Below are 13277 nucleotides of genomic sequence, written 5' to 3' on the forward strand. Positions count from 1 at the left end.
ATTTTTTCTTGAGGATTGTTGTGTTTTTCCAATTCCTAAAAAAGAAAGTTGCTTCGTTAGGCATCTCTCCTTTAGGCCTTTTAGTTGTTTCTACAGCTTTTGGGAGTGCCATCTTTTTTGGAAAAAACACTTCCAAATCTCCTGATTTTTCTCAGCCATCTGAAAAAAAAACTACAGGCTGGTTTAAGCTTAGTCAAGTAGGAAATCCTAAATTACTAGAATCCTTAGCAAAAAAAGAACAGATAGAAAGAGATCTGACAATGTTTCAATCAGTAGCTAATGCTACTGTAGCTCTATCTTTGCCTACGGAAGATGATCCTGATATTGTTCCTCAAGTTTCAGTTATTCTTTCCTCTCATAAAAACGAAGTATTCTCATCATCTCTATTACTTTCTATCACGGACTATCTATCCAGTAGTATTCCTGGATTAAACAAAGAACATATTACCCTATTGGATAATCTAGGGAATATTTACTCCCCAGGAGAGTTGTCTACCAACTCTCTATTACTATCTGCATGCGAAGGTTACTTAGGAAAAATTTTCCCTAAAGAACATTTTGCTCTTGCCTATCTAACAATAAAAAATACTCCTACTGTGCAGCTAACGGTTAATGAGAAGTACCTAATAAAATTCCCAAAAGAAAAAAGAGAAGCTTTTCTCATTCACGCCGAAAATTGTCTGAAAAAAATCTGTGGGAATAATTATCCTATTGTTATTGAGAAATTTCCTTTTTCACAAACAATACAGAAAGATCGCCTCTCTTATAAATTGCTCGTTGGAGGAACTATTCTACTTTCCAGTTTAGGGATTGTTGCTTTAGCAAGCTTTTACCTTGCTTTTTACGCTTATGAGCGCATTCCCTCAGAATCAAAAAAAATAAAACAGGGCATAAATATTACAAAGCTGGTAGAGATATTACAAAAAGAATCACCCGAAAAAATTAGGTTGATTCTCTCGTATTTGGATCCTAAGAAAGCCGATGAGATCTTCAAACATTTGCCTGAAGATATAAAACACCAAGTACTGAAATTATAAACATTAAGAATTAGGTATATCTTGTGACACTGTCTCAATCCCCTGGTTCGCTTTCAGATACTGAAGATTCCCCAGAAAGAAATAAAGACTGGGACGAAGGATTCTCCCAAGGCTTTTCAGAAGGAGAAACCTCAGGATATGATAAAGCCTTGCAAGAACTTCTATCTCTGATTCAGATATTTCGGAAATTATCAATTCGTATGCTTTCTGAAATAGAGAAGGTCCCTCAACAACTGAAACCCGATCTTGTAGAACTTGCTATCTTAACCTGCGAGAAATTCCTCTATAAGAAATTGGACAATGTTGAAGAGCTTGCTCTTTTAATTTCCTCTGCTCTACAGCAACATACATCTTTGCGATCTTTATCTCCCATAAAGATCTTCCTTCATCCCGAAGATCATAAGCAACTTAATGATTGGATAGCAACGCATGAAGTCCCCATGATTAAACATGCGGAGTTTCTCCCTGATACATCTTGTAAAAAATCCAGCTACAAAATGGAGGTTCCCTCAGGAATTCTAAGACAAGAAATTGGAGAAGAATTAGATCATTTGCTTTCTGTTTTAACTGCATGACACATCTAAATTACGAAAAATCCCAACTTCAATATTGGCAGCCCTACCGCACATGTGGCCTTCTCTCTAGAGTCTCAGGGAATCTCTTAGAAGTTCAAGGACTATCAGCATGTCTTGGTGAACTCTGTCGTATTTGTACGCCAAAATATCCTGATCTCCTTGCTGAAGTGATCGGTTTCCACAACCAGACAACATTATTAATGTCGCTATCCCCTATGCACTATGTTGCTTTAGGCTCTGAAGTTCTCCCTCTACGTCGTCCGCCATCTCTACATCTTTCTGATCATCTTCTTGGTCGTGTCATTGATGGTTTCGGAAATCCATTAGATAATAAAGAAAACTTACCGAAAACACATATAAAACCCTTGATTGCTCCTCCTCCATCTCCAATGTCCCGACAGCCTATTCAAGAGATTTTCCCTACAGGTATTAAAGCTATCGATGCTTTTTTAACCTTAGGGAAAGGCCAACGTATTGGAGTATTCTCAGAACCAGGAAGTGGAAAATCTTCACTATTATCTGCAATAGCTTCGGGATCAAAATCTACAATTAATGTCATTGCCCTTATTGGAGAACGAGGCAGAGAAGTACGTGAATATATAGAGCAGCACGCGTCAGGACTCAAACAACACCGAACTATTATTATCGCCTCTCCCGCTCATGAAACGGCACCCACAAAGGTAATTTCAGGACGTGCTGCTATGACAATAGCAGAATATTTCCGAGATCAAGGTCATGATGTTTTATTCATTATGGATTCTCTATCACGATGGATAGCCGCCCTTCAAGAAGTTGCCCTAGCAACCGGTGAAACCCTAGCTGCTCACCAATATGCAGCTTCTGTTTTTCACCATGTATCAGAATTTACAGAACGTGCGGGAAATAATGACAGAGGTTCTATAACCGCCTTATACGCTATCTTACATTATCCTAATCACCCGGATATCTTTACGGATTACCTAAAATCTCTCTTAGACGGGCATTTCTTCCTTACAAACCAAGGCAAAGCTCTAGCTTCACCTCCTATCGATATTCTTCTTAGCCTATCAAGATCAGCGAAAAAACTTGCTCTTCCTCATCATTATGCAGCTGCCGAAAAACTTCGTGCCTTATTAAAAACATACCAAGAAGCTTTGGATATTATTCAACTAGGAGCCTACACTCCAGGACAAGATAAAGATCTCGATGATGCCGTAAAAATCCTTCCCAGCATAAAAAGTTTCCTTTCCCAGCCATTATCAAGTTACTGTCAGCTAGAGAACACCTTGAAAGAGTTGGAGGCGTTGGTAAATCTTGAATAAAAAATTAACGAACCTTTCTACTCTATCGAAAATAAAAATTTATCACTCTTTATTAAAAGTACGACACTTTAAAAGTAAAAAGTATTATCTATCTCAAGAGCTCATAAGTATAAAAGAACAGATGGCGGTGATTTCTAAAATCAGGAAGGAGAGGTTTTTATACCGCAATAATATAGAACATTACAATTCGCTTCTAGAACACTTGCAAACATTACAAGTATCTATTTATAAACAACACAATATCTCCTGCAAGCGTCTACAAGAGCATCAAAATAAACTACTAGAATTAATTAACCGTAGAAAAATCATCGAAAAGATCAAGAATAATAAGTATTCTAACATCAAGAGATAGGAACGCAAGGCTAACTGTAATGACCGACTCTGTAATCTTTCCGTCTGTCGTGGAAATGTCTTCACTAACAGAAAAACTTAAATCTATTAATCAAGAGCACTTATTAGATTCATGGTCGTCCCTTTCTCAAAAACAACAACAACGCCTCTATTATCAAATTTCTTCCATAGATGTTGAGCTTTTCCATAAACAACGTCAGCTCATTACTTCTCCAAGATCTATCTTAAAAGATTTTCATCCTTTAACTTCCTTTGCTTCTTCTGGAGAAGATTCGGAAAGAACAAAAATAGGAACACATCTTCTAAAAGAAAAGAAAGTAGCTTGCGTGGTTCTTGCTGGTGGGCAAGGATCTAGATTAAAATGTGACGGTCCCAAAGGACTTTTCCCCGTATCTCCTATCAAAAAAAAGCCCCTCTTTCAGCTTGTTGCTGAAAAAGTCTGTGCAGCAAGCAAACTTGCGAATCAGCCTTTACCTTTAGCTTTTATGACATCTCCCTTAAATAATCGTCAGACGCGTTCCTACTTCGAATCTAATGATTATTTCCATCTTGATCCCAATCAAGTGGACTTTTTTTGTCAGCCACTTTGGCCTCTATTATCTTTATCAGGAGATCTCTTTCTAGAAGATACTGATACGCTATCCTTAGGGCCTAATGGCAATGGTTGCTTAGCAACTCTTCTATATACCTCAGGACTTTGGGAAAAATGGAAGAAAGCCGGAATCGAAATGGTTAGCGTTATTCCTATTGATAATCCTTTAGCTCTACCTTTTGATGTGGAACTTTGTGGATTCCACGGAATGGAAAATAATGAAGTAACTATTAAAGCAGCTTCGCGACAAACAGCCATTGAAGATGTGGGTATCTTAGTACAGTCTAATGATTCGGGGAAAACCTCAGTTATTGAGTATTCTGAAATACCTCAAAACGAACGTTTTGCCACAAATCAAGATGGGACTTTGAAGTATTGCCTCGCTAATATCGGGTTGTATTGCTTATCTATGGACTTCATCGCCCACGCGGCTCTACGTGAACTTCCTCTTTACAAAGCTCATAAACATGCAAAACAATTAGGACTCTATTCCTCTGAGAAAAATTCTTGGAAATTCGAAGAATTTATCTTTGATCTATTTTGTTATAGCGAACGTTGTCAAACTCTTGTCTATCCGCGTCAAGAATGCTTCGCACCCTTAAAAAATCTTGAAGGCAATCACAGTCCAGCGACTGTTCGAGAAGCTCTTTCAGCTAGAGAACGTCAAATTTTCCATAAAGTGACCGGAAAAAAACTTTCTCCGAACACAACATTTGAATTAGAAGCCGATTTCTATTATCCTTCAACCTCTACCTCCCTGCATTGGGAGAATAAAGCATTTTTCGAGGAACCGTTTTTTGAGGCCTCATGAAGGAAAAAATTGCCTACTTAGGTATGGGCATTTGGGGATTTTGTCTCGCATCATTACTAGCAAATAAGGGTTACCAGGTTGTTGGATGGGCCCGCAATCCTGAATTGGTTGCTCAATTACAAACAGAGAAACGTCATCCCCAAGCTCCTGATATTCCTATTCATCCAAATCTGTCCTTTACTACAGATATGGCAGAAGCTGTAGTAGGAGCTTCTATGATTGTTGAAGGCGTATCCTCAGCAGGCATACGTCCCGTATCTGAACAGTTAAAAACAATCACAGATCTCAATGTACCTTTTGTTATTACTTCAAAAGGTATCGAACAACATACGGGATTATTACTTAGTGAGATTGTTGTAGAAATTTTTGGTAAAGATGCTTCGCAGTATCTCGGTTATCTTAGTGGGCCTTCTATAGCTAGAGAAGTTCTTAAAGGCTGTCCATGTTCTGTAGTGATCAGCGCGTATAATCCGGATACCTTAAAAAAAATACACAATGCTTTCCTGACTCCAACATTCCGAGTATATCCTAATAGTGATCTTAAAGGTGTTGCTCTCGGAGGAGCTTTAAAGAATATCATAGCAATTGCTTGTGGAATTTCCGATGGATTCCATTTTGGGGACAATGCCAAATCGGGATTAGTCACTCGAGGACTTCATGAAATACGAAAATTTGCAACGATTATGGACTGCCGCCCTGATACTCTTAATGGTTTGGCAGGTCTTGGGGATCTCTGCACAACGTGCTTTTCTTCATTAAGTAGAAATACAAAATTTGGGAAGCTGATAGCTCAAGGAATGACTCTTGAGAAGGCGAAAGCAGAAATCGGTATGGTTGTTGAAGGCGCTTATACTGCTCTTTCAGCATACCAAATTGCCAAACATCATAAAATTGATATGCCGATAACCACAGGTATCTATCGCGTATTATATGAGAATCTCGATATTAAAGAAGGCATCGCTGCACTTTTACAAAGAAATACTAAAGAAGAATATCTTTAAAAGAGGAATATTTCTATCTTTCCCATCTCCTTAGATAGAAGTCCTATCTCTACAGAGTTTTCATTTGTACATTTTTTTATCATTTGTTAAAGATGAATTTATAACGCATAGTAAATAAGGCCATCTACTAAATGAATAGCAAGCTGAAAAAGCATCTACGTTTAGCATCCCTCTCTCTCCTAGCTTTATCAGGAATTTTTTCTTCCTCTATCCTTAATGCTATGCCGTCGGGAAATCCTGCATATCCTGTCATCCCAGGGATCAATCCAGAACAAAAAGGAATGTGTGCTTTCGAACTCTGCAATAGCTACAGTCTCTTCGCAGCACTTACAGGAAGCTTAAAAATAGGATTTTCTGGGGATTATATTTTTTCAGAAAGTGCAAGAGTGAAGAATGTTCCCGTAGTGACGTCCGTTAACACGACAGGAACCGGGCCTTCTCCTACAATCACCTCAACAGTAAAAGATTTTGACTTCGATCTAAACGACTCTAAAGTTAGCGCTAGCTGTATTTTTGCCTCAGTGGCTTTCCAAGACACTTCACCTGCTGCTATTCCCCTATTAGATATCAGCTTCGATGTAAAAATCGGAGGATTGAAACAATACTACCGTCTCCCTCTTAACGCCTATAGAGACTACACATCTTCTCCCCTAGCTTCTGAATCACAAGTTACTGATGGTTTGGTAGAAGTGCAAAGTAACTATGGTTTTGTTTGGGATTTAAGTTTGAAAAAGATCCTTTGGAAAGATGGGATTTCTTTCATTGGTATTGGTGGAGATTACCGCCACGCAGCATGTCCTATTAACTACATCGTAGTAAATAGCCAAGCAAACCCTGAAGTATACTTCGAAGATTCTAACGGTAAAATTAGCTATAAAGAGTGGTCAGCAAATATAGGAATCACCACCTATGTGAATGACTATATTCTTCCTTATGTCTCTGTTTCTGTAGGCAGCGCATCCAGAACTGCACCCGCAGATAGCTTTAAGCGTCTAGAAAGCCAATTCTCTAACTTGAAGTTCAAAGTCCGTAAAATTACGAATTTCCATAGAGTGAACTTCTGCTGTGGAGCAACAAGCTGCGCATCAGATAATTTTTTCTATAGCGTTGAAGGACGTTGGGGCTGCCAGCGTGCTATAAACGTAACGGCAGGATTCCAATTCTAATTATACGAACTGATTAACGTACGATATACGTTGTGTATCAGCTTCAATGATGCTGCAATTAAACTCCATTCTTGCTGCATAGCACGCATCTGAAGTTCTAACATCAATTGATGTGTTTGTGCTAAATCTCCGTAATTTTGCACATCGGAAAGACAGTTGTTAAAGAAATTCAACAAGCCACCTTTTGCAGTCCCTGTGTTGATATCAATTTCTCCATCAACAACCTTATGCTCCAAATCTTGTAATGTAATTATAGAAAAGTCTGAACCCATAATCTTATAAGAAGGGTCGTATTCACTGTTCCCAGGAATGAAAACAAGAGCATTCAGATTCAACATCAGATTCTTCATCTGATTTATCATAATGGATAATTCATTATTATAGCCCTTAACGATATCCTCGAGCTGTTTTTTTTGAGCATCAGAAAGAGAACTATTTCCCTGAATATTCTTAGAAATTTGCTTCAATAAAAGCTGAGCATTCTCAGCACTTTTAATATCATTCCTCAACTGTAAACGTTCTTCTTCATAGCGATCTACAATCATCTGATAACCGAATTTAAAATTCGCAGTTCCTGATGTTTGAGAAATGTATGATCCTAAATTATAGATAATAGGAGCGGAGTTGAAACTCTTTATAGTTTCTAAAAGAGGACTAAACAAGTTCTGAGCATATCCTGAGAGGTTTAGTTCTCTTCCTAAGGCATATAAAGCAGTCTCTTGCGCAGGGATGTATTTATCTAAAAGGATATAAGCAAATGCCGACTGGAAAGGCATTTTATTGACTATAGAACCCTCTACCGGAGCGAGCTCGGGAGCTGTTGTTAACGCTTGTGGAGATATTCTATCTAAATGCTCTTGAAAAATCTTATTTGCTTCCTTACGTAGCTCTTTATTTTCTTTTTCTGTAAGTACAGTTTGTATTACAGCAAGTTCGAATCCTGTATCTAAAAAATCATGCTGTAAAGAAGATATGAACTCCCTACGTAATCCCAAATCACTAGCCTCTTTAAGCAAGTCTTGCATGATTTTCAAATGAGAAGCTACCTCGTTCATCTTTGTATAATCCGCAGCTACCTCAGCAGGAGATACACGACGTTCTGCAAATACCGGCCCTTCAGAAATCTGATTAATCTGTTGATAGCCTTGTATTGGAGAGTTTTTCATAACTTCACCTATTTAAATCTACGTGTTAACTTCGCAAATATCTGATTCATCAATGCTAAAGCAGCGCTGACCATAGTCCACTCTTGCTGAATTGCGGAAGATTCTAACTGTAATGCGAGCTGTTGGTTTTGGTTAAAGGTTGTAAAATTCTGTTGGGTAGCTTCTAAACTCTGTAAAATCTGCTGCTCACCACCAGGAACAACACCGTTTTCACCACCTTCAATAACAAAGCTTTCGAAAGCTGATAGGAAACGTGGCCAATTGTCAGATTTTTGACCGTTCACCTTAATATCAAAGGCTTCATCAACTTCTTCAGGTTTTTCTACGGCAGTAAATTGTATATTGTTTAGGAAGATATAAAGATTACCTAGATTACGCAATAAAGCATCAAATTGGAATTCGTATCCAGAAATTGTCTGACGAAGCTCTCGTTTCTGAGAAGAGGTCAGCTCGGTATCATTTTTTATGCTGTCTAAGATTTTAGTAAGTTCGGTTTTTACTCTCTGACAACGCTCAACATCTGCTCTACAACGTACTTTTTCCTTATCTAAAACACTCTGGGCTTTTCCTAAAGCATCAGTAAGAGCCTGTAAGTTCATCTGACGCAAATATATTGCTAAAGAATAATAAACATCTGCAGTTTGGAAATTCGTAACATTGGTAATAATCTGATTCATGTACTTAGCAGCTTTATTAGAGAAAGTCATCTGTACACCTAATGTCTCTAAAACGTGCTGCTGATTGGGTAAATACTTATCTAATAATAAAGAGGAATAAACCATTTGTATTGGAGAGGTATCTACAAACGTCTTTTTGCCCTCTTTCATACTGTCGAAATAATTTAATTTCGTAGGATCCATAGAATCTTTTTGCCCCATTAATTTGGCTGATTCTTCTGTCCATTTGGTAATTTGAGCTTGGATTTGCTTAATACCATTATTCATCCCATCAATCACTTTCTGATAGTCAGAGCGTGACATCACCGAAGTAGGATCCTTCGTCATTAACTCAATGCATTTTTGGAAAAATTCTGGATTAAGATTGGTTTGGCTACCGTTGTAGAATAGCTTGATACCCTGATAATCAGCAGAAGGATTACCTTTAAATGTGACTAAAGGGACATCTGCAACATTAAAACTCCCATTCCCACGTTCATTCCAATAAGTATATTCTTTCTCTAGAACTTCTTTGTAATTAGCCTGCGAGCTACTTTGCGATATACCGTATTGCCCTGCACATACTAAATAGGAATACAACAAACTTAGGAAACTTGGTAAATTCACACTGGCATTCATCTTCAAACTACCCATAGCACTTATAAAAGTAGTTACTCCGTCTTTGACTCCTTGAGGCATTGCATCTACTGCATTACTTGAATACTTATCCATAAGCATGCGATATACTCCACCGAGCATTATGTAGGTACGCGTCATACCGCCTTGCATAGCGTTGTAACCAGAACCAGTTAAGTTAGATGCTGTCGAAGAGATATCCCATACGGGATTAAGTAGATCTTTAAGAGAGCTTGAGAATTGACGTATTAGCTCAATAACTTTATTTGCTTCATCAATATTTAATGAGCATTCAGCAAGTTGGATGTTCAATTGTTCAGAAACAGGATAAGACAAAGAGATCATGGCATTATAAACTACCATCATGTTCTGCCAAAAATTGATCACCTTACTTTTTGGAGGAGCATCTTTCCCTTTGAGTTCTTCTATCTTAGCTACAAACTCTTTGGGTAAAGCATATATTGCATTATATTGATCAGTTGTAGGATTCCCGGCGGTGAATGATTGTTTCAAAGTATCTAATTTTATTTTAAAATCTTTAACTATAGTTTTTTCAGCCTCTGTGGGATTAAAAATCCCCCCTTGATCAACTTCCTTTAGCCAATCTTCAAAACTCTTATCAAGTCCCTCTATATAAAGTTTTGCAGCAGCAAGATTTGGATCTTTTAAGATCTCATCCACTTTACTAGAATCATAAGTAATATTTGGAAAAGTGATTTTTTCTTCAGGAAGATTTTCGAAAGAAACATCTCCTATAAATTCTGAAGAAATTTGTACTATGGGCAACTTAGCCTCTGCTTCTTGCAACAAACCAAGTGCGTGCTTTAATCCCCTTGCTTTTTGATCTAGTTCTTGGAAAAGAAACACAGAACTAGAAAACGGTGTTGTCATATCTACCTGATCACCAAGTAGTGCCGCCGTTACATTGCGATTAAAAGTAATGTATGAAGGTTGTACCGTCACCGTAATTTATCCAGAAGAGATTAATTATTTTTCTAATTTTAAAATAAAAAAAATATTTCAAAAATAAAAAATAATTAACTTTAAAACTAAAACATAAATAACAAGTGACTTTGATTATTTAATTATTTTAATTCTCTTTCTATTCTGAATAATTCATCAGTGATTGTTTGAGGAAGGTCAGATCCAAAAATCTTGCAGTACTCACGAACATTAGCAACCTCTTTCAGCCATCCAGGAACATCCACAGAAAGTAGATCCTGAAGAGCTTGTGAAGATAAGTTGAGTCCTTCTAAGTTTAAAGAAGATTCTTCGGGTAAGTAACCAATAGGTGTTTTCTTAGCGATGGACTCTTCTCCGTTAGTTCTTCGGAAAATCCATTCTAAAACACGAAGATTGTCGCTAAATCCTGGCCAGATAAAATTGCCATCTTTATCCTTGCGGAACCAGTTCACACCATAGATCTTTGGTAGTTTTAAACTTGTGTTAGAAGCAAAAGATAACCAGTGATCAAAGTAGTATGCCATGTTGTAGCCACAGAAAGGTAACATAGCAAAAGGATCATGCCGTAACTTCCCTTGTTCACCGACAATAGCTGCAGTAGTTGCCGAAGACATGCTCGCACCAATGGTAACTCCATGTTGCCAACTTAAAGCCTCATAAACCAAAGGTATAGTCTCAGAACGACGACCACCAAAAATAATCGCCTCTATTGGTACACCTTCAGGACTATTCCATTGAGGATCTAAAACAGGACACTGCTTTACAGGAGCAGTGAATCTAGAATTAGGATGTGCCGCAGGAGCTCCTCCAGGTTGCCAAGGATTACCATGCCAATCTATAAGACCTTCAGGAGGTTGACTCGTTAAACCCTCCCACCAGACATCTCCATCTGAAGTCAAAGCAACATTAGTAAATATCGAATTGGATTTACAAGTGGCTAAAGCATTAGGATTTGTAGTTTCTGATGTTCCTGGAGCAACACCAAAAAAACCAAATTCGGGATTCACAGCGTATAACCTACCGTCAACACCAGGGCGTATCCATGCAATGTCATCGCCGATACATTCGACTTTCCAACCAGGAATCTTGGGCATAAGCATAGCAAGGTTAGTTTTGCCACAAGCACTAGGGAAAGAAGCTGCAAAATACTTCTTCTGTCCCTGAGGATTAGTCACACCAATGATCAACATATGCTCCGCAAGCCAATCTTGCGAACGAGCTATATATGAAGCTAAGCGTAATGCTACACATTTTTTCCCCAGTAAAGCATTTCCTCCGTAACCACTACCAAATGACATTACACTACTGTCATCTTGGAAATGTACTATACGCATATTCTTAGGATTACAAGGCCAAGCTACATCTTTTTCACCTGGGGATAAAGGGACTCCCACACTGTGTAAACACTTATGGAAGGAACCAGATGTCCCCAACGATTTTAATACCTCCGCTCCCATTCGGGTCATGATCTTCATAGAACAAACAACATATGGAGAATCGGTAATTTCAACACCAATAAGAGAAAATGGAGAATTTAACGGTCCCATGCAAAAAGGAATCACATAGAGAGTCCTTCCACGCATACAACCTCGGAAAAGACCTTCTAGTTCTTGACGCATTTCTTGAGGATCACGCCAATTATTGGTAGGGCCTGCATCTTCTTTTTTTGTAGTGCAAATAAAAGTGAACTGTTCAACACGAGCAACATCTTCGGGAGAAGAACGCACTAGAAAACAGTTGGGATGTAAATCAGAGTTTAGAGGAATAGCTGTTCCTGATTTTTGCATCATGCTGTAGACTTCAGCATATTCAGCATCGGAACCATTACATATACGGATATCCTTAGGAGTTACTAATTCAGCAACCTCTTGGATCCATTGTCTTAAACCTTCATGCTGAATTTCGTTGCTCCATGCACTGGTCATACCATATTCCCTTTGCGTTTCTTGAATTGATCTAGGTGTTCTAAAGCCTTTCCTGTTCCTAAACAAACAGCAAGTAAAGGATGCGGTGCAGTAATTACAGAAAGTCCCGTATTTTTACTTAAAGCCTTATCGAGACCTTTAATTAAAGCCCCTCCACCAGCTAATACCATACCACGTTCAACTAAATCAGCAGAAAGTTCCGGAGGACACTTCTCTAAAGTTAAACGAACGCATTCAATAATTTGTTGGATAGGCTCTGCTAAACATTCACGAATTTCAACAGAGTTAATCCTTTTTGTGATTGGTAATCCTGCCACTTGATCACGACCTCGAACTTCCATCTCAAGCTCATGATCCCCCAAAGGATACGCAGAACCAATAGTGATTTTTATTTCTTCAGCAGTACGCGGACCAATCATAAGATTGTAAGTACGACGCATGTAATTAATAATACATTCATCGAACTCATCCCCAGCTATACGCAAGGAACGTGATTCCACAATTCCTCCTAGAGAAATGATAGCAATCTCCGTAGTCCCACCACCAATATCAATAATCATACTCGCAGCAGGTTCATGAACAGGAAGATCTACGCCAATAGCAGCCGCCATAGGCTCCTCTATTAAGATCACTTCCTGAGCTCCAGCATGTAAAGCAGAGTCTTCAACAGCACGCTTTTCCACACCGGTAATCCCCGAAGGCACAGCAATTAAAATTCTTGGTCGGAACATACTACGAGAAGGTGTTACACGTTTGATCAACGCTTTTAACATGCCCTCCGCTATTTCGAAATCTGCAATCACCCCATCTTTCATAGGACGAACAGCCATAATTTTTCTCGGAGTTTTCCCCAACATAGCCTTAGCTTTATGACCAACAGCAAGAACTGTATGCGTTTGAGCATCTACAGCAACTACAGAGGGTTCACTGAGAACAATACCGCGACCACGAACATAAACTAAAGTGTTCGCTGTTCCTAAATCGATACCAACATTGCCAGAAAAAAAGTTGAAAACTTTATCAAAACGGCCTAGAGTCTTGTTGTACAATCGATTAGAAAGATTTTTAATTTTAAATAAGCTTCGATGTGGGCTCAT

Annotated in this window: 10 protein-coding genes; 6 read left to right on the plus strand and 4 right to left on the minus strand. The window is 38.4% G+C overall.

The features are described 5' to 3' along the window. Nucleotides 1-20: 20 nt before the first annotated feature. The 6 genes from H9Q19_RS01850 to H9Q19_RS01875 all read left to right on the plus strand — a co-directional run bounded on the left by H9Q19_RS01850 (nt 21) and on the right by H9Q19_RS01875 (nt 6834). Complete coding sequence (locus H9Q19_RS01850; protein WP_213241712.1) at nt 21-1037, plus strand: type III secretion system protein; 1017 nt, start codon at nt 21-23, stop codon at nt 1035-1037. A gap of 29 nt (nt 1038-1066) precedes the next feature. After that, the gene (locus H9Q19_RS01855) at nt 1067-1612 is read left to right on the plus strand and encodes a FliH/SctL family protein (RefSeq protein WP_213242023.1); all 546 of its coding nucleotides are present in this window, start codon (nt 1067-1069) and stop codon (nt 1610-1612) included. Then, the gene (locus H9Q19_RS01860) at nt 1609-2913 is read left to right on the plus strand and encodes a FliI/YscN family ATPase (protein WP_213241714.1); all 1305 of its coding nucleotides are present in this window, start codon (nt 1609-1611) and stop codon (nt 2911-2913) included. The genes H9Q19_RS01855 and H9Q19_RS01860 overlap by 4 nt, the downstream gene beginning before the upstream one ends. A gap of 371 nt (nt 2914-3284) precedes the next feature. Further along, entirely contained in the window at nt 3285-4667 is a 1383-nt protein-coding gene (locus H9Q19_RS01865) for a UTP--glucose-1-phosphate uridylyltransferase (RefSeq protein WP_213241716.1), read from the plus strand. Continuing rightward, on the plus strand, nt 4664-5668 hold the full coding sequence (locus H9Q19_RS01870; RefSeq protein WP_213241718.1) for an NAD(P)H-dependent glycerol-3-phosphate dehydrogenase: 1005 nt from the start codon (nt 4664-4666) through the stop codon (nt 5666-5668). The genes H9Q19_RS01865 and H9Q19_RS01870 overlap by 4 nt, the downstream gene beginning before the upstream one ends. Nucleotides 5669-5799: 131 nt before the next feature. Continuing rightward, nucleotides 5800-6834 (plus strand): hypothetical protein, encoded by a 1035-nt coding sequence (locus tag H9Q19_RS01875; RefSeq protein ID WP_213241720.1) that lies wholly within the window; start codon nt 5800-5802, stop codon nt 6832-6834. Here the strand turns inward: H9Q19_RS01875 and H9Q19_RS01880 are convergent. From H9Q19_RS01880 to H9Q19_RS01895, 4 genes are all read right to left on the minus strand, one after another. Then, complete coding sequence (locus tag H9Q19_RS01880; RefSeq protein WP_213241722.1) at nt 6831-8000, minus strand: CT620/CT621 family type III secretion system effector; 1170 nt, start codon at nt 7998-8000, stop codon at nt 6831-6833. The genes H9Q19_RS01875 and H9Q19_RS01880 overlap by 4 nt on opposite strands. A gap of 8 nt (nt 8001-8008) precedes the next feature. Further along, nucleotides 8009-10255, minus strand: coding sequence for a CT620/CT621 family type III secretion system effector (locus H9Q19_RS01885; RefSeq protein WP_213241724.1), 2247 nt, complete (start codon nt 10253-10255; stop codon nt 8009-8011). Nucleotides 10256-10377: 122 nt separating this feature from the next. After that, on the minus strand, nt 10378-12180 hold the full coding sequence (locus H9Q19_RS01890; RefSeq protein ID WP_213241726.1) for a phosphoenolpyruvate carboxykinase (GTP): 1803 nt from the start codon (nt 12178-12180) through the stop codon (nt 10378-10380). Then, nucleotides 12177-13277, minus strand: a complete 1101-nt coding sequence (locus H9Q19_RS01895; RefSeq protein ID WP_006343575.1) for a rod shape-determining protein — start codon at nt 13275-13277, stop codon at nt 12177-12179. Before H9Q19_RS01895 ends, H9Q19_RS01890 begins: the two co-directional genes overlap by 4 nt.

The sequence above is a fragment of the Chlamydia crocodili genome (assembly GCF_018343815.1).
In the GTDB taxonomy this organism is placed as follows: domain Bacteria; phylum Chlamydiota; class Chlamydiia; order Chlamydiales; family Chlamydiaceae; genus Chlamydia; species Chlamydia crocodili.